Genomic DNA, 16,652 nt, shown 5'->3' with positions numbered 1-16,652 from the left:
GCGTTGATGCCGCGCCGACCCGCAGGACCCATTGCCCCCGACCCGGAGAATCCAAATGAAAGATTTGCTGAACCTCTTCAACCAGCAGCGCCAGACGCTCGACTTCGACTCGATCAAGATCGCGCTGGCCAGCCCGGACCTGATCCGCTCGTGGTCGTACGGCGAGGTGAAGAAGCCCGAGACGATCAACTACCGCACCTTCAAGCCGGAGCGTGACGGCCTGTTCTGCGCCGCCATCTTCGGTCCGATCAAGGACTACGAGTGCCTGTGCGGCAAGTACAAGCGCATGAAGCACCGCGGCGTGGTCTGCGAGAAGTGCGGCACCGAAGTGACCCTGGCCAAGGTGCGCCGCGAGCGCATGGGCCACATCGACCTGGCTTCGCCGGTCGCGCACATCTGGTTCCTCAAGTCGCTGCCGTCGCGCATCGGCCTGATGCTGGACATGACCCTGCGTGACATCGAGCGCATCCTGTACTTCGAGGCGTTCGTGGTGACGGAGCCGGGCCTGACCCCGATGGAGCGCGGCCAGCTGCTGACCGAAGAACAGTTCCTGCAGGCACGCCAGGAGCATGGCGACGACTTCGACGCGGCGATGGGCGCGGAAGCGGTCTATGACCTGCTGCGCACGATCGACCTGCAGAGCGAGATGGTGCAGCTGAAGGAGGAGATCGCCTCCACCGGCAGCGAGACCAAGCTCAAGCGCCTGACCAAGCGGATCAAGCTGATCGAGGCCTTCATCGAGTCCGGCAACCGTCCGGAATGGATGGTCATGACCGTGCTGCCGGTGCTGCCGCCGGACCTGCGCCCGCTGGTCCCGCTGGACGGCGGCCGCTTCGCGACCTCCGACCTGAACGACCTGTACCGCCGCGTCATCAACCGCAACAACCGCCTGCGGCGCCTGCTGGAGCTCAATGCGCCCGACATCATCGTGCGCAACGAGAAGCGCATGCTGCAGGAGTCGGTGGACGCGCTGATGGACAACGGCCGCCGCGGCCGCGCCATCACCGGCACCAACAAGCGCCCGCTCAAGTCGCTGGCCGATATGATCAAGGGCAAGCAGGGCCGCTTCCGCCAGAACCTGCTCGGCAAGCGCGTCGACTACTCGGGCCGTTCGGTCATCGTGGTCGGCCCGTACCTGAAGCTGCACCAGTGCGGCCTGCCGAAGAAGATGGCGCTGGAGCTGTTCAAGCCCTTCATCTTCGCCAAGCTGCAGCTGCGCGGCCTCGCCACCACCATCAAGGCGGCGAAGAAGCTGGTCGAGCGCGAAGAGGCCGAGGTGTGGGACATCCTCGAAGAGGTGATCCGCGAACACCCGGTGCTGCTGAACCGCGCCCCGACCCTGCACCGCCTCGGCATCCAGGCGTTCGAGCCGGTGCTGATCGAAGGCAAGGCGATCCAGCTGCACCCGCTGGTCTGCACCGCGTTCAACGCCGACTTCGACGGTGACCAGATGGCCGTGCACGTGCCGCTGTCGCTGGAAGCCCAGCTGGAAGCACGCGCGCTGATGATGGCGTCGAACAACATCCTGTCGCCGGCCAACGGCGAGCCGATCATCGTGCCATCGCAGGACGTGGTGCTGGGCCTGTACTACATGACCCGCGCGCTGGAGAACAAGGCGGGCGAGGGCATGGTGTTCGCCAACATCGCCGAGGTGAAGCGCGCCTACGACAACCGCGTGGTCGAGCTGCACGCCAAGTGCAAGGTGCGCATCACCGAGACCGTGGTGGCCGAGGATGGCAGCCGCAGCCAGCAGACCTCGATCGTGGACACCACGGTCGGGCGCGCCCTGCTGCGCGAAATCCTGCCGGAAGGCCTGCCGTTCGCGCTGGCCAACACCGAGCTGAGCAAGAAGAACATCAGCCGCCTGATCAACAGCTGCTACCGCATGCTGGGCCTGAAGGACACGGTGGTGTTCGCCGACAAGCTGATGTACACCGGCTTCGCCTACGCCACCCGCGCCGGCGTGTCGATCGGCATCGACGACATGACCATCCCGCTGGAGAAGAAGTCGATCCTCGACGAGGCCGAGGCCGAGGTGCTGGAAATCCAGCAGCAGTACCAGTCGGGCCTGGTCACCGCCGGCGAGCGCTACAACAAGGTGGTCGACATCTGGTCGCGCACCAACGAGCGCGTCGCCAAGGCGATGATGGATACCATCGGCACCGAGAAGGTGGTCAACGCCAAGGGCGAGACCATCGACCAGAAGTCGATGAACTCGATCTACATCATGGCCGACTCCGGTGCGCGTGGTAGCCAGGCGCAGATCCGCCAGCTGGCCGGCATGCGCGGCCTGATGGCCAAGCCGGACGGCTCGATCATCGAGACCCCGATCACCTCGAACTTCCGCGAGGGCCTGAACGTCCAGCAGTACTTCATTTCGACCCACGGTGCCCGTAAGGGCCTGGCGGATACCGCGCTGAAGACCGCGAACTCCGGTTACCTGACCCGCCGCCTGGTCGACGTGGCGCAGGACGTGGTGATCACCGAAACCGACTGCGGCACGCTCAACGGCCTGACCCTGACCCCGATCGTGGAAGGCGGCGACGTGGTCGAGCCGCTGAAGGACCGCGTGCTGGGCCGCATCGTGGCCGAGGACGTGTTCCTGCCGGGCAACGACGAGGATCCGTTCATCACCCGCAACACCCTGATCGACGAAGCCTGGGCGCTGCGCCTGGAAGAGGCCGGCGTGCAGGTGATCAAGGTGCGCAGCACCATCACCTGCATGGCACCGTTCGGCGTGTGTGCGCACTGCTATGGCCGCGACCTCGGCCGTGGCCACCTGGTCAACCACGGCGAGGCCGTGGGCGTGGTGGCCGCGCAGTCGATCGGCGAGCCGGGCACCCAGCTGACCATGCGTACGTTCCACATCGGTGGTGCGGCGTCGCGTGCGGCGGCGATCGACAACGTGACGGTGAAGACCACCGGCTCGGTGAAGTTCAACAACCTGAAGTTCGTCACCCACGCAGACAGCCATCTGGTCGCGGTGTCGCGCTCCGGCGAACTGTCGGTGCTGGACAACCACGGCCGCGAGCGCGAGCGCTACAAGCTGCCCTACGGCGCCACCATCCAGTTGCAGGATGGCGGTGAAGTCAAGGCCGGGCAGGTGGTGGCCAACTGGGATCCGCACAACCACCCGATCGTCTCGGAAGTGGCGGGCTTCATCCGCTTCGTCGACTTCGTCGACGGCGTGACCGTGATCGAGAAGACCGACGAACTGACCGGCCTGGCCTCGCGCGAGATCACCGATCCGAAGCGCCGCGGCTCGCAGGGCAAGGACCTGCGCCCGGTGGTGCGCATCGTCGACAAGGATGGCAATGACCTGAACATCCCGGGCACCGACCTCCCGGCGCAGTACCTGCTGCCGCCGCGCTCGGTGGTTAACCTGCAGCACGGCGCCGCCGTGGGCGTGGGCGACGTGGTCGCGAAGATCCCGCAGGAAGCATCCAAGACCCGCGACATCACCGGCGGTCTGCCGCGCGTGGCCGACCTGTTCGAGGCGCGCAAGCCGAAGGATCCGGCGGTGCTGGCCGAGAAGTCCGGCGTGATCTCGTTCGGCAAGGACACCAAGGGTAAGCAGCGCCTGATCATCAAGGGCCCGGATGGCGAGGAGCACGAAGAGCTGATCCCGAAGTACCGCCAGATCATCGTGTTCGAAGGCGAGCACGTGGAGAAGGGCGAGACCGTGGTGGACGGCGAGCCGAGCCCGCAGGACATCCTGCGCCTGAAGGGCGTCGAGGAGCTGGCCGCCTACCTGGTCAAGGAAATCCAGGACGTCTACCGCCTGCAGGGCGTGAAGATCAACGACAAGCACATCGAGGTGATCATTCGCCAGATGCTGCGCAAGGTCGAGATCGTGGACCAGGGCGATTCGAAGTTCCTCAATGGCGAGCAGGTCGAGCGGCAGCGCGCCATCGAGGAGAACGAGCGCCTGGCGCGCAAGGGCGAGATCCCGGTCAAGGTGGAGCCGGTGCTGCTGGGCATCACCAAGGCCTCGCTGGCGACCGAGTCGTTCATCTCGTCGGCCTCGTTCCAGGAGACCACCCGCGTGCTGACCGAAGCGGCGGTGCGTGGCACCCGCGACACCCTGCGCGGCCTGAAGGAGAACGTGATCGTCGGGCGCCTGATCCCGGCGGGCACCGGTCTGGCTTACCACAGCCAGCGCCGCAAGAACGCCTCGGGCCTGACCGAAGCGGAAATGGCCACGCTGGCCGGCGAGCCGGCCGAGGCCACGCCCGCGGAGTGACGTGGTTCCAGTCCCACCCGGCCGGATTGCCGGGTGGGACTTGTCGTAACGATCGGCAGCTGGTATAGTCGCCCTGTTATTCGATGGCGTTTGCCATCCAGATCACCAAATGAGGTCGCAGGAAGCGCCTCGTGTTGGGTCCAGGAAGGACGGGATCGCAGATGAATCGCCGCTGCCCGCGATGCGGGTGGGGTGGTTTTTCGGTATGGCTGCGTTTGATCGCAAGGTCGAGCGCGGGCTATACTTTTTCGTCTTGGCTGGCTGGATTGCGACATGGATCCGGCCTGCTTTGTCTCCGAATGGGCCCCAAGCCCGCCAATTGAGCCCCGAAATGGCAACGATCAACCAGCTGGTGCGCAAGCCGCGCAGCCCGGAAACCTACAAGAGCACCTCGCCCGCGCTGGCAAACTGCCCGCAGCGCCGCGGCGTGTGCACCCGCGTGTACACCACGACCCCGAAGAAGCCGAACTCGGCGTTGCGCAAGGTCGCCAAGGTGCGCCTGACCAACGGCTACGAGGTCATCTCGTACATCGGCGGCGAAGGCCACAACCTGCAGGAGCACAGCGTGGTGCTGATCCGCGGCGGCCGCGTCAAGGATCTGCCGGGCGTGCGCTACCACACCGTGCGCGGCTCGCTCGACGCCGCCGGCGTCGCCAAGCGCAAGCAGGCCCGCTCCAAGTACGGCGCCAAGCGTCCGAAGTCCTAAGCGGTTGGCCGCCCGGCATCGGCCGGGAACCGGTTCATCCACGCAGATAAACGGTGGGCTGCCGCCCGCCCTACGAGAGAAGCAACATGTCCCGTAAAGGCAATACCCCGCAGCGTTCGGTGCTGCCGGACCCGAAGCACGGAAGCGAAACCATCGCCCGCTTCATCAACATGGTCATGCAGAGCGGCAAGAAGTCGGTCGCCGAGAAGATCGTCTATGGCGCGATGGACGTGATCGGCGAGAAGAACCCGAACGCGCTCGAGCTGGTCGAGAAGGCGCTGGGCAACGTGTCGCCGTCGGTCGAGGTCAAGTCCCGCCGTGTCGGTGGTGCAACCTACCAGGTGCCCGTCGAAGTGCGCGCCTCCCGGCGCATGGCGCTGGCGATGCGCTGGCTGATCGAGTCCGCCCGCAAGCGCGGCGAGAACTCGATGCCGCGCAAGCTGGCCGGCGAGCTGATCGATGCGTCCGAGAACCGTGGTGGCGCGATCAAGAAGCGCGAAGAAACCCACCGCATGGCCGACGCCAACAAGGCGTTCGCCCACTACCGCTGGTAATTCCGGCGGCGCTCCAGGGCGGATGGCAGCGGTCCCTGCCATCCCGCCTCGCGGCCCCGAACAGGCCGTGCGATCCCGAACGCCGCCGCCAGGCGGCATTCGGTCATTCCGAAATCCGAAAAAATTGAGAGGCTCCCGTGGCCCGTTCCACTCCCATCGAGCGTTACCGCAACTTCGGCATCATGGCCCACATCGATGCCGGCAAAACCACTACGTCCGAGCGCATCCTGTTCTACACCGGCAAGAGTCACAAGATCGGTGAAGTGCACGACGGTGCTGCCACCATGGACTGGATGGAGCAGGAGCAGGAGCGTGGCATCACGATCCAGTCCGCCGCCACCACCGCGTTCTGGAAGGGCATGGACAAGTCCCTGCCCGAGCACCGCTTCAACATCATCGACACCCCCGGGCACGTCGACTTCACCATCGAAGTCGAGCGCTCGCTGCGCGTGCTCGACGGCGCGGTGTTCGTGCTGTGCGCCGTCGGTGGCGTGCAGCCGCAGTCCGAGACCGTGTGGCGCCAGGCCAACAAGTACCACGTGCCGCGCATCGCGTTCGTCAACAAGATGGACCGTACCGGCGCCAACTTCCTGAAGGTCCGCGACCAGCTGAAGGCGCGCTTGGGCGCCTTCCCGGTGCCGATGCAGGTGCCGATCGGCGCCGAGGACAATTTCGAGGGCGTGGTCGACCTGCTGAAGATGAAGGCGATCCACTGGGATGCCGCCAGCCAGGGCCTGTCCTTCGAATACCGCGAGATCCCGGAGAACCTGAAGGCGCAGGCCGTAGAGGCGCGCGCGTTCATGGTCGAGTCCGCGGCGGAAGCCAGCGAAGAACTGATGGACAAGTACCTGGGCGGCGAAGAGCTGACCGAGGACGAGATCGTCAAGGGTCTGCGCGAGCGCACCCTGAAGACCGAGATCGTGCCGATGTTCTGCGGTACCGCGTTCAAGAACAAGGGCGTGCAGGCCATGCTCGACGGCGTGGTCAACCTGCTGCCGTCTCCGGTCGACGTGCCCGCCATCAAGGGCGTGGACGTGGACGATGAAACCAAGGAGCTGGAGCGACATTCCAGCGACAAGGAGCCGTTCTCGGCGCTGGCGTTCAAGATCATGACCGACCCGTTCGTGGGTTCGCTCACCTTCTTCCGCGTCTATTCGGGCGTGCTCAACGCCGGCGACCAGGTGCTGAACTCGGTCAAGGGCAAGAAGGAACGCATCGGCCGCGTGCTGCAGATGCACTCCAACAACCGCGAAGAGATCAAGGAAGTGCTCGCCGGTGACATCGCCGCCGCGGTGGGCCTGAAGGACGTCACCACCGGTGACACCCTGTGCGCGATTGACGCGCCGATCATCCTCGAGCGCATGAGCTTCCCGGAGCCGGTGATCTCGATGGCGGTCGAGCCGAAGACCAAGTCCGACCAGGAGAAGATGGGTAACGCCCTGAGCCGACTGGCGCAGGAAGACCCGTCGTTCCGCGTGCGTACCGACGAGGAATCCGGCCAGACCATCATCGCCGGCATGGGTGAGCTGCACCTGGACATCATCGTTGACCGCATGAAGCGCGAGTTCAACGTCGAGGCCAACGTCGGCAAGCCGCAGGTGGCCTACCGCGAAACCATCCGCAAGTCCGACGTCAAGAGCGACTACAAGCACGCCAAGCAGTCGGGCGGCAAGGGCCAGTACGGCCACGTGGTGATCGAGCTGTCGCCGATGACCGACGCCGACAAGGCGAACCCGGACGTCAAGAACGACTTCCTGTTCGTCAACGACATCACCGGCGGCGTGATCCCGAAGGAGTTCATCCCGGCGGTCGAGAAGGGCATTCGTGAAACCATCACCAGCGGTCCGCTGGCCGGTTACCCGGTGGTGGGCGTCAAGGTCAAGCTGGTGTTCGGCTCGTACCACGACGTCGACTCGTCGGAAATGGCGTTCAAGCTGGCCGCGTCGATGGCGTTCAAGGAAGGTTTCCGCAAGGCCGATCCGGTCCTGCTGGAGCCGATCATGAAGGTCGAGATCGTCAGTCCCGAAGATTATCTGGGCGACGTGATGGGCGACGTGAGCCGCCGCCGCGGCGTGCTGCAGGGCCAGGACGACAGCCCCTCGGGCAAGATCATCAACGCGATGATCCCGCTGGGCGAGATGTTCGGTTACGCCACCTCGCTGCGTTCGATGTCGCAAGGGCGCGCCACCTTCTCGATGGAGTTCGATCATTACGCGGAAGCGCCGAACAACATCGCCGAAACGGTGATCAAGAAGGCCTGATGGCCGCCTCGCGAGGTCCGGGATCCGCTGTGGATCCCGGGTCCCCGTGAACCATTATTCCCGGGTGGCCGCATGTGCGGCGACCCAGTCAAAAATCCCAATCTTCGGAGTTTCAGGCTATGGCAAAGGGTAAGTTCGAGCGCACCAAGCCCCACGTGAACGTGGGCACGATCGGTCACGTTGACCACGGCAAGACGACGCTGACGGCGGCGCTGACGAAGGTGGGCGCGGAGCGTTTCGGCGGTGAGTTCAAGGGCTATGACGCGATCGACGCGGCGCCGGAAGAGAAGGCGCGCGGCATCACGATCTCGACGGCGCACGTCGAGTACGAAAGCCCGACCCGCCACTACGCGCACGTCGACTGCCCGGGGCACGCCGACTACGTGAAGAACATGATCACGGGTGCGGCGCAGATGGACGGCGCGATCCTGGTGTGCTCGGCGGCTGACGGCCCGATGCCGCAGACCCGCGAGCACATCCTGCTGTCGCGCCAGGTGGGCGTGCCGTACATCGTCGTGTTCCTGAACAAGGCCGACATGGTGGACGACGCCGAGCTGCTCGAGCTGGTCGAGATGGAAGTGCGCGAGCTGCTGTCGAAGTACGACTTCCCGGGCGACGACACCCCGATCATTGCGGGTTCGGCCCGTCTGGCGCTGGAAGGCGACCAGAGCGAGATCGGCGTGCCGGCGATCATCAAGCTGGTGGATGCGCTGGACAGTTGGATCCCGGAGCCGCAGCGCGACATCGACAAGCCGTTCCTGATGCCGGTGGAAGACGTGTTCTCGATCTCGGGTCGCGGCACCGTGGTGACCGGCCGTATCGAGCGCGGCATCATCAAGGTTGGTGACGAAATCGAGATCGTCGGTATCCGTCCGACCCAGAAGACCACCGTGACCGGCGTGGAAATGTTCCGCAAGCTGCTGGACCAGGGCCAGGCGGGCGACAACGCGGGCCTGCTGCTGCGCGGCACCAAGCGTGACGACGTGGAGCGCGGTCAGGTGCTGTGCAAGCCGGGTTCGATCACCCCGCACACCGAGTTCGAGGCCGAGGTGTACGTGCTGTCGAAGGACGAGGGTGGCCGTCATACCCCGTTCTTCAAGGGCTACCGCCCGCAGTTCTACTTCCGCACCACCGACATCACCGGTGCCTGCCAGCTGCCGGAAGGCACCGAGATGGTGATGCCGGGCGACAACGTGAAGATGGTGGTCACGCTGATCAACCCGGTGGCGATGGACGAAGGCCTGCGCTTCGCGATCCGCGAAGGCGGCCGCACCGTCGGCGCCGGCGTGGTGGCCAAGATCATCAAGTGACATGCGGCCCCGCGCGCTTCGGCGCGCGGTTGGCTTGGCGTCATTCCCGCGGAGGCGGGAATGACGTATTGGACACGGAATCAGGGCTTGCAAAGTCGCGCCAGCTCCCGTTAGAATGCACGACCCCGGCGGAATTTGAGTTCCGATTGGGGCGCGAAATGAAGCGCAGGATGCGCTTCGTGTTCGCCAGACAGGGAGATGTCGCGTGGCAAGGCCTCGTCCGTTCCGGAAATGTCCGGGACATATCGGCGGGGCCTTTCGGCGCGTTCATGGAAACCTGATCTGGCGGCCCGGGCAACCGGCTCGCCAAATTGCATGCAGGACGCATGCTGGAACCCGCAAGACCCGTTGTATTCACGGGGTGTGGCGCACCCAACGCCGCCGCACCTGTCGCTCTTTAGAACACGAGGCATTCCTCCCATGGCGGACCAGAAGATTCGCATCCGGCTGAAGGCGTTCGATCATCGTCTGATCGACCGTTCGGCCAGCGAGATCGTCGAGACGGCCAAGCGGACCGGCGCGCAAGTGCGCGGCCCGATCCCGCTGCCGACCAAGATCGAGCGTTACACCATTCTTACCTCGCCGCACGTCGACAAGGACGCGCGCGACCAGTACGAAACCCGCACGCACAAGCGCGTGCTCGACATCGTCGACCCCAACGACAAGACCGTGGACGCGCTGATGAAGCTCGAGCTCGCGGCTGGCGTTGATGTCCAGATCAAGCTGACCTGAGGAGAACCGAGATGAGCGCGAAGAAGTATTCGCTCGGTATCGTCGGTCGCAAGGCCGGTATGAGCCGCATGTTCACCGAAGACGGCAAGGCCGTGCCGGTGACCCTGATCGAAGCCACGCCGAACCGCATCACCCAGATCAAGACCGTGGAAACCGACGGCTACAGCGCCGTGCAGGTGACCGCGGGCGTCAAGCGCGCCAGCCTGCTGACCAAGCCGGCCACCGGCCACCTGGCCAAGGCCAAGGTGGAAGCGGGTCGTGGCCTGTGGGAGCTGCGCGTTGAAGCTGACCAGATCGGTGGTTTCGAGGTGGGTGGCGAGATCAAGGCCGACATTTTCAGTGAGGGCCAGATCGTCGACGTCCAGGGCGTGACCAAGGGCAAGGGCTTCCAGGGCACGATCAAGCGCTGGAACTTCAAGATGGGTGATGCCACCCACGGTAACTCGCTGTCGCATCGCGCGCCGGGTTCGATCGGCCAGCGCCAGACGCCGGGCCGCGTGTTCCCGGGCAAGAAGATGGCCGGCCACATGGGCCACGTCACCCAGACCACGCAGAACCTGCGGGTCGTGAAGGTCGACGCCGAGCGCGGCCTGATCGCCGTGCGTGGCGCGATTCCGGGTGCGCCGGGCGGCGACGTGATCGTGCGCCCGACGAGCAAGGGAGTCTGATCATGGAACTGAATATCAATGGCGGCGCCAAGCTGGCGGTCTCCGAGGCAGTGTTCGATCGCGCCTTCAGTGAAGACCTAGTCCATCAGGTCGTCGTGGCGTACCGCAACGCTGGTCGTGCCGGCACCAAGGCCCAGAAGACCCGTTCGGAAGTCAATGGCACCACCAAGAAGTCGAAGAAGCAGAAGGGTGGCGGCGCGCGTCATGGCGCCCTGACGGCCCCGATCTTCGTCGGTGGCGGCGTGACCTTCGCGGCCAAGCCGCGCAGCTTCGCGCAGAAGGTCAACCGCAAGATGTACCGCGCTGCGATCTCGTCGATCCTGTCCGAGCTGAACCGCCAGGGCCGGATCACCGTGGTCGAGTCGTTCGACATCGACGCGCCGAAGACCAAGGGCCTGGTGGCCAAGCTCGCCGAGCTGAAGGCCGGCAAGCGTCCGCTGATCGTCACCGAGGAAGCGACCGACAACCTGTACCTGTCCGCTCGCAACCTGCCCTACGTGCAGGTACGTGACGTGCAGGGCCTGGATCCGGTCGCCCTGGTCGGCGCCGATACCGTGCTGGTGACCACCGACGCGGTGAAGAAGATCGAGGAGTGGCTGGCATGAGCGCCGCAAACCTGTACGAAGTGATCCGTGCGCCGCGCGTGTCCGAAAAGACCGCGCGCCTGCAGGAAGTCTCCAACCAATACGTCTTCGAAATCGCGAAGACCGCCACCAAGGCTGATGTCAAGGCGGCGGTCGAGAAGATCTTCGACGTCAAGGTCGAGGCGGTCAACGTGGTGAACGTGAAGGGCAAGTCCAAGTCCTTCAAGTTCCGCCAGGGCCGTCGCGGCGATTGGCGCAAGGCGTACGTCACCCTGGCCGAAGGCCAGGCGATCGACGTGATGACGGCCTCGGCCTGAGGAACGAACCATGGCACTGATGACATTCAAGCCCACCTCGGCCGGCCGTCGCTCGATGGTCCGCGTGGTGACGCCGGATCTGCACAAGGGCGCGCCCTACGCGCCGCTGGTTGAAAAGCAGAGCCGGACCGGTGGTCGCAACCACCACGGCCGCATCACCACCCGCCACATCGGTGGTGGGCACAAGCAGCATTACCGCATCATCGACTTCAAGCGCGACAAGGAGGGCATCCCGGCCCGCGTCGAGCGCATCGAGTACGATCCCAACCGCACCGCGCACATCGCGCTGCTGTGCTACGCCGACGGCGAGCGCCGCTACATCATCGCACCGAAGGGCCTCAAGGCCGGCGACCAGGTGATCGCGGGCCGCGACGCCCCGATCAAGGCCGGCAACACCCTGCCGCTGCGCAACATCCCGGTGGGTTCCACGATCCACTGCATCGAGATGAAGCCGGGCAAGGGCGCGCAGCTCGCCCGTGCCGCTGGCGCCGGCGTGCAGTTGGTCGCCCGCGAAGGCGTCTACGCCACCCTGCGCCTGCGCTCCGGCGAAATGCGCAAGGTGCCGGCCGAGTGCCGCGCGACCATCGGCGAAGTCAGCAATGACGAGCATGGCCTGCAGAAGCTCGGCAAGGCCGGTGCCGCACGCTGGCGCGGCGTCAAGCCGACCGTCCGCGGCGCGGCCATGAACCCGGTCGACCACCCGCACGGTGGTGGTGAGGCGAAGGCAGGCCAGGGCAACCCGCATCCGGTCACCCCGTGGGGCGTGCCGACCAAGGGTTACAAGACCCGCAAGAACAAGCGCACCCAGCAGTTCATCGTGCGCGATCGCAGGAGCTAATCGGCAATGGCACGTTCACTCAAGAAAGGCCCGTTCATCGACCACCATCTGCAGAAGAAGGTGGAGACCGCGGGTAGCAGCAAGAAGCCGATCAAGACCTGGTCGCGTCGCTCGACGATCCTGCCGGAAATGATCGGGTTCACCATCGCCGTGCACAACGGCAAGAACCATGTTCCGGTGCTGGTCAACGAGAACATGATTGGCCACAAGCTTGGCGAATTCGCCGTGACCCGTACGTTCAAGGGTCATGGCGGCGACAAGAAGGGGAAGTAAGGAGATGACCATGGAAGCGAAAGCCGTCCTGCGCAGTGCGCGCATCTCCGCCCAGAAGGTCCGCCTGGTCGCTGACCAGGTGCGCGGCCTCCCCGTGGCCCGTGCGCTCGATCTGCTGAAGTTCTCGGACAAGAAGGCCGCCGGCATGATCTACAAGGTCGTGTTCTCGGCTGCTTCGAACGCCGAGAACAACAACGGCGCCGATGCGGACGAGCTCAAGGTCAAGACCATCATGGTCGATGAGGGTCCCTCGCTGAAGCGCTTCATGGCGCGTGCGAAGGGCCGTGGCACGCGCATCACCAAGCGCACCAGCCACATCACCGTGGTCGTGGGCGAGGGCAAGTAATCATGGGTCACAAAGTCAATCCGATCGGCATCCGCCTGGGCATCGCCAAGGACTGGAACTCCAAGTGGTATGCCGGCAAGAAGCAGTTCGCCGAGTTCCTGTCGGCCGACCTCCGCGTCCGCGACATGCTGCGCAAGAAGCTGGCCCAGGCCGGCATCAGCAAGATCCTGATCGAGCGTCCCGCCAACAACGCCCGCGTGACCATCCACACCGCCCGTCCGGGCGTGGTGATCGGCAAGCGAGGCGAGGACATCGAGAAGCTGCGCAAGGAAGTGTCCGATGTGCTCGGCGTGCCGGCGCACATCAACGTCACCGAAGTCCGCAAGCCGGAACTCGACGCGCAGCTGGTGGCCGAGTCCATCGCCCAGCAGCTGGAGCGCCGCATCATGTTCCGCCGCGCCATGAAGCGCGCGGTGGGCAACGCGATGCGCCTCGGTGCGCTGGGCATCAAGGTCAACGTGGCCGGCCGCCTGAACGGTGCTGAGATCGCCCGTTCCGAGTGGTACCGCGAAGGCCGCGTGCCGCTGCACACCCTGCGTGCGGACATCGATTACGGCTTCGCGGAAGCGAAGACCACGTACGGCATCATCGGCATCAAGGTGTGGGTCTACAAGGGCGAGATCTTCGATTTCTCCCAGGTTGGCCAGGAGAAGCAGGACGACACCCCGGCACCGCGTGGCGGCGACCGTGACCGTGAGCGTCCGCGTGGTCCGCGCCGTGACCGTGGCGACCGCGCCGAGCGCGGCGAAGCGAGGGAATAAATCATGTTGCAACCCAAGCGAACCAAATACCGCAAGGTCCACAAGGGCCGGAATGAGGGCCTGAGCTGGAGCGCCAACGCGGTCAGCTTCGGCGAGTTCGGCCTGAAGGCGACCGCCACCGGCCAGCTCACCGCTCGCCAGATCGAGGCCGCGCGCCGTTCCATCAGCCGTTACGTGAAGCGTGGCGGCAAGATGTGGATCCGCGTGTTCCCCGACAAGCCGATCACCAAGAAGCCGATCGAAGTCCGCATGGGCTCCGGTAAGGGCAACGTGGAGTACTGGGTCGCCCAGATCCAGCCCGGCCGCATGATCTACGAGATCGAGGGCGTCAGCGAGGAAATCGCGCGCGAGGCGTTCCGCCTGGCTTCGGCCAAGCTCTCGGTCACCACCACTTTCGTGACCCGGACGGTGCGCTGATGGAACTCAAGCAACTGCGTCAGAAGTCGGCGGACGAGCTGAAGGCCCATCTGGTCGAGCTGCAGAAGGAGCGCTTCGCGCTGCGGATGCAGAAGGCCACCGGCCAGCTGCCCCCGTCCAAGACCAACGAGCCCCGCCGCGTGCGCCGCGAGATCGCTCGCGTCAACACGCTGCTTGGCGCGCTGCAGAACAGCGCGTCGAAGTAAGGAAGGCAGACATGACTGAACAAACCAAGAAGCTGCACACGGTCGAAGGCCGCGTCGTCAGCAACAAGATGGACAAGACCGTGACGGTGCTCGTCGAGCGCCAGGTCAAGCACGCGTTGTACGGCAAGTACATCCGTCGCTCGACCAAGCTGCACGCCCACGACGCCGACAACACCTGCAACGAAGGTGACGTCGTCCGCGTGGCGGAATGCGCACCGATGTCCAAGACCAAGAACTGGCGCGTGGTGGAAGTCATCACGCGTGCCGCCGAGTAAGCAGGAGAGACAGCCATGATCCAGATGCAGAGCTTTCTCGACGTTGCCGACAACTCGGGTGCCAAGGAACTGATGTGCATCAAGGTGCTCGGCGGCTCGAAGCGCCGTTACGCCGGCATCGGCGACATCATCAAGGTGTCGGTGAAGGAAGCGATTCCGCGCGGCAAGGTGAAGAAGGGCGACGTCTACGACGCCGTCGTGGTCCGCACCCGGAAGGGCGTGCGCCGCGCGGACGGTTCGCTGATCCGCTTCGACGGCAACGCCGCCGTGCTGCTGAACAACAAGCAAGAGCCGATCGGCACTCGCATCTTCGGGCCCGTTACCCGTGAGCTGCGTACCGAGAAGTTCATGAAGATCGTCTCGCTCGCGCCTGAAGTGCTCTGAGCGGAGGAAGGAAGAACATGAACCGTATCCGCAAGGGCGACCAGGTGGTCGTGACCACCGGCAACAAGAAGATCAAGGGCCAGACTGGCGAAGTCGTGCGCGTCGATGGCGAGCGCGTCTACGTTGCCAACCTGAACCTGGTCAAGCGCCACACCAAGCCCAACCCGCAGGCCGGCCAGCCCGGCGGCGTGGTCGAGCGCGAGGCGTCGATCCACATTTCCAACGTGATGCTCCTGAACCCGGCGACGGGCAAGGGCGAACGCGTTGCCACCAAGGTGCTCGAGAATGGAAAGCGCATCCGCGTGTTCCGCTCCAGCGGCGAGGCTATCTGACATGACCACCCGTCTCGAAAAGTTCTACAAGGAAGAAGTGGTGCCGAAGCTGATGCAGCAGTTCGGCTACACCAATCCGATGCAGGTCCCGAAGCTCGTCAAGGTCACGCTGAACATGGGCGTTGGCGAAGCGGCGACCAACAAGAAGGTGCTTGAGAACGCCGTCGCCGACATGACCAAGATCTCCGGCCAGAAGCCGGTGGTCACCAAGTCGCGCGTGTCGGTCGCTTCGTTCAAGATCCGCGACGGCTGGCCGATCGGTTGCAAGGTCACCCTGCGCCGCGCCCAGATGTTCGAGTTCCTGGATCGCCTGATCAACATCTCGCTGCCGCGCGTGCGCGACTTCCGCGGCGTGTCGGGCCGTTCGTTCGACGGTCGTGGCAACTACAACATGGGCGTGAAGGAGCAGATCATCTTCCCGGAGATCGACTTCGACGCCGTCGACGCGATGCGCGGCATGGATATCGCCATCACCACCACCGCGAAGACCGACGCCGAGGCCAAGGCCCTGCTCGAGGCCTTCCGCTTCCCGTTCCGCAACTAAAGGACACGTCATGGCCAAGACTTCCATGATCAACCGCGAGGCCAAGCGCGCCAAGCTGGCCAAGCAGCACGCCGCCAAGCGTGAGGCGCTGAAGAAGGTCATCGCCAGCCAGGACGCCTCCTACGAGGACAAGATGGTGGCCGCGACCAAGCTGCAGAAGCTGCCGCGCGACTCCTCGCCGTCCCGCCAGACCACCCGCTGCGCCCTGACCGGTCGCCCGCGTGCGGTCTACAGCAAGTTCGGCCTCGGTCGCAACAAGCTGCGCGAAGCCACCATGCGCGGCGACGTGCCTGGCCTGCGCAAGGCGAGCTGGTAAAAACCTGCTATACTGATCCGCTACCTGTCGCGGAAGCGGCGGTGGCGGTTCCCGAACCCCGCAGCGATGCGGGGTTCGTGCCTGCAACAGCGCTGCGGCGTTCCTCGTCCGTGGTGTCCACAATCCGACAGATTTTCGCGAAAGCGGATATCGGTGCTACTCATCAGGTGAATCCATATGAGCATGACTGATCCCATCGCCGACATGCTGGTCCGCATCAGGAATGCGGCCGCGGTTGGCAAGCCGGCGGTGAAGATGCCGTCCTCCAAGGTCAAGGTCGCGATCGCCAACGTCCTGAAGGACGAGGGCTACATCGCCGACGCACGCGTGACCCCGAACGGCGCCAAGGCCGAGCTTGAAATCGCCCTGAAATACTTCGAGGGCAAGCCGGTGATCGAGACCCTGAAGCGCGTGTCGCGCTCGGGCCTGCGTCAGTATCGTGGCAAGGATGCGCTGCCGAAGGTCCTGAACGGCCTTGGCGTGGCGATCGTTTCCACCTCCAAGGGCATCATGACCGACTCGCAGGCGCGCCAGCAGGGCGTCGGCGGCGAAGTCCTGTGCATCGTGGCCTAAGGGAGTAACGAA

21 protein-coding genes are annotated in these 16,652 nt (G+C 64.9%); all 21 read left to right on the top strand.

Translation table 11 applies throughout. From position 1 onward, the window contains the following. Positions 1 to 55: 55 nt before the first annotated feature. The 21 genes from rpoC (at position 56) to rpsH (ending at position 16,640) form a co-directional block, all read left to right on the top strand. On the top strand, positions 56 to 4,243 hold the full coding sequence (gene rpoC, locus ICG51_RS04075) for a DNA-directed RNA polymerase subunit beta' (protein ID WP_190281762.1): 4,188 nt from the start codon (positions 56 to 58) through the stop codon (positions 4,241 to 4,243). Positions 4,244 to 4,574: 331 nt separating this feature from the next. Beyond that, entirely contained in the window at positions 4,575 to 4,949 is a 375-nt protein-coding gene (gene rpsL, locus ICG51_RS04070) for a 30S ribosomal protein S12 (RefSeq protein ID WP_028840187.1), read from the top strand. A gap of 86 nt (positions 4,950 to 5,035) precedes the next feature. Next, positions 5,036 to 5,503, top strand: a complete 468-nt coding sequence (rpsG, locus tag ICG51_RS04065; protein WP_028840186.1) for a 30S ribosomal protein S7 — start codon at positions 5,036 to 5,038, stop codon at positions 5,501 to 5,503. Between the two features lie 137 nt (positions 5,504 to 5,640). Beyond that, complete coding sequence (gene fusA / locus ICG51_RS04060) at positions 5,641 to 7,764, top strand: elongation factor G (protein WP_190281761.1); 2,124 nt, start codon at positions 5,641 to 5,643, stop codon at positions 7,762 to 7,764. Positions 7,765 to 7,883: 119 nt separating this feature from the next. Next, the gene (gene tuf / locus ICG51_RS04055) at positions 7,884 to 9,074 is read left to right on the top strand and encodes an elongation factor Tu (protein WP_190281760.1); all 1,191 of its coding nucleotides are present in this window, start codon (positions 7,884 to 7,886) and stop codon (positions 9,072 to 9,074) included. 420 nt (positions 9,075 to 9,494) lie between these two features. After that, on the top strand, positions 9,495 to 9,806 hold the full coding sequence (gene rpsJ / locus ICG51_RS04050) for a 30S ribosomal protein S10 (RefSeq protein WP_024891232.1): 312 nt from the start codon (positions 9,495 to 9,497) through the stop codon (positions 9,804 to 9,806). Positions 9,807 to 9,817: 11 nt separating this feature from the next. Next, positions 9,818 to 10,474, top strand: a complete 657-nt coding sequence (gene rplC, locus ICG51_RS04045) for a 50S ribosomal protein L3 (RefSeq protein ID WP_190281759.1) — start codon at positions 9,818 to 9,820, stop codon at positions 10,472 to 10,474. A 2-nt stretch (positions 10,475 to 10,476) separates the two neighbouring features. Continuing rightward, positions 10,477 to 11,079 (top strand): 50S ribosomal protein L4, encoded by a 603-nt coding sequence (gene rplD, locus ICG51_RS04040; protein ID WP_190281758.1) that lies wholly within the window; start codon positions 10,477 to 10,479, stop codon positions 11,077 to 11,079. Continuing rightward, positions 11,076 to 11,375 carry a 50S ribosomal protein L23 gene (gene rplW, locus ICG51_RS04035; RefSeq protein ID WP_190281757.1) on the top strand — a complete coding sequence of 100 codons (300 nt, stop codon included), beginning with the start codon at positions 11,076 to 11,078 and terminating at the stop codon, positions 11,373 to 11,375. Before rplD ends, rplW begins: the two co-directional genes overlap by 4 nt. Before the next feature lie 10 nt (positions 11,376 to 11,385). Continuing rightward, entirely contained in the window at positions 11,386 to 12,213 is an 828-nt protein-coding gene (gene rplB, locus ICG51_RS04030; protein WP_190281756.1) for a 50S ribosomal protein L2, read from the top strand. Positions 12,214 to 12,219: 6 nt separating this feature from the next. Continuing rightward, the gene (gene rpsS / locus ICG51_RS04025; protein WP_190281755.1) at positions 12,220 to 12,486 is read left to right on the top strand and encodes a 30S ribosomal protein S19; all 267 of its coding nucleotides are present in this window, start codon (positions 12,220 to 12,222) and stop codon (positions 12,484 to 12,486) included. A gap of 10 nt (positions 12,487 to 12,496) precedes the next feature. Continuing rightward, positions 12,497 to 12,832 carry a 50S ribosomal protein L22 gene (gene rplV, locus ICG51_RS04020; protein WP_138348980.1) on the top strand — a complete coding sequence of 112 codons (336 nt, stop codon included), beginning with the start codon at positions 12,497 to 12,499 and terminating at the stop codon, positions 12,830 to 12,832. Positions 12,833 to 12,834: 2 nt separating this feature from the next. Then, positions 12,835 to 13,593, top strand: coding sequence for a 30S ribosomal protein S3 (gene rpsC / locus ICG51_RS04015; protein ID WP_190281754.1), 759 nt, complete (start codon positions 12,835 to 12,837; stop codon positions 13,591 to 13,593). A 3-nt stretch (positions 13,594 to 13,596) separates the two neighbouring features. Then, the gene (gene rplP / locus ICG51_RS04010) at positions 13,597 to 14,010 is read left to right on the top strand and encodes a 50S ribosomal protein L16 (RefSeq protein ID WP_028839557.1); all 414 of its coding nucleotides are present in this window, start codon (positions 13,597 to 13,599) and stop codon (positions 14,008 to 14,010) included. Beyond that, positions 14,010 to 14,216 (top strand): 50S ribosomal protein L29, encoded by a 207-nt coding sequence (rpmC, locus tag ICG51_RS04005; RefSeq protein ID WP_190281753.1) that lies wholly within the window; start codon positions 14,010 to 14,012, stop codon positions 14,214 to 14,216. The genes rplP and rpmC overlap by 1 nt, the downstream gene beginning before the upstream one ends. Before the next feature lie 11 nt (positions 14,217 to 14,227). Then, complete coding sequence (rpsQ, locus tag ICG51_RS04000) at positions 14,228 to 14,491, top strand: 30S ribosomal protein S17 (RefSeq protein ID WP_028839559.1); 264 nt, start codon at positions 14,228 to 14,230, stop codon at positions 14,489 to 14,491. Positions 14,492 to 14,506: 15 nt separating this feature from the next. After that, entirely contained in the window at positions 14,507 to 14,875 is a 369-nt protein-coding gene (rplN, locus tag ICG51_RS03995; RefSeq protein ID WP_028839560.1) for a 50S ribosomal protein L14, read from the top strand. Positions 14,876 to 14,892: 17 nt separating this feature from the next. Beyond that, a complete protein-coding gene (gene rplX, locus ICG51_RS03990) occupies positions 14,893 to 15,207 on the top strand; it encodes a 50S ribosomal protein L24 (protein ID WP_190281752.1) in 315 nt (104 codons plus the stop codon). A 1-nt stretch (position 15,208) separates the two neighbouring features. Continuing rightward, positions 15,209 to 15,751: a 50S ribosomal protein L5 gene (gene rplE, locus ICG51_RS03985; RefSeq protein WP_190281751.1), complete on the top strand. Its 543-nt coding sequence runs from the start codon at positions 15,209 to 15,211 to the stop codon at positions 15,749 to 15,751. Between the two features lie 10 nt (positions 15,752 to 15,761). Then, entirely contained in the window at positions 15,762 to 16,067 is a 306-nt protein-coding gene (gene rpsN, locus ICG51_RS03980) for a 30S ribosomal protein S14 (RefSeq protein WP_190281750.1), read from the top strand. A gap of 177 nt (positions 16,068 to 16,244) precedes the next feature. Beyond that, complete coding sequence (gene rpsH / locus ICG51_RS03975) at positions 16,245 to 16,640, top strand: 30S ribosomal protein S8 (RefSeq protein WP_190281749.1); 396 nt, start codon at positions 16,245 to 16,247, stop codon at positions 16,638 to 16,640. Positions 16,641 to 16,652 lie beyond the last annotated feature (12 nt).

Source organism: Thermomonas sp. XSG (assembly GCF_014678725.1).
GTDB lineage: Bacteria > Pseudomonadota > Gammaproteobacteria > Xanthomonadales > Xanthomonadaceae > Thermomonas.
The sequence above is the reverse complement of the archived record's forward strand: the minus strand, read 5'-3'. Positions and strand labels throughout refer to the sequence as shown.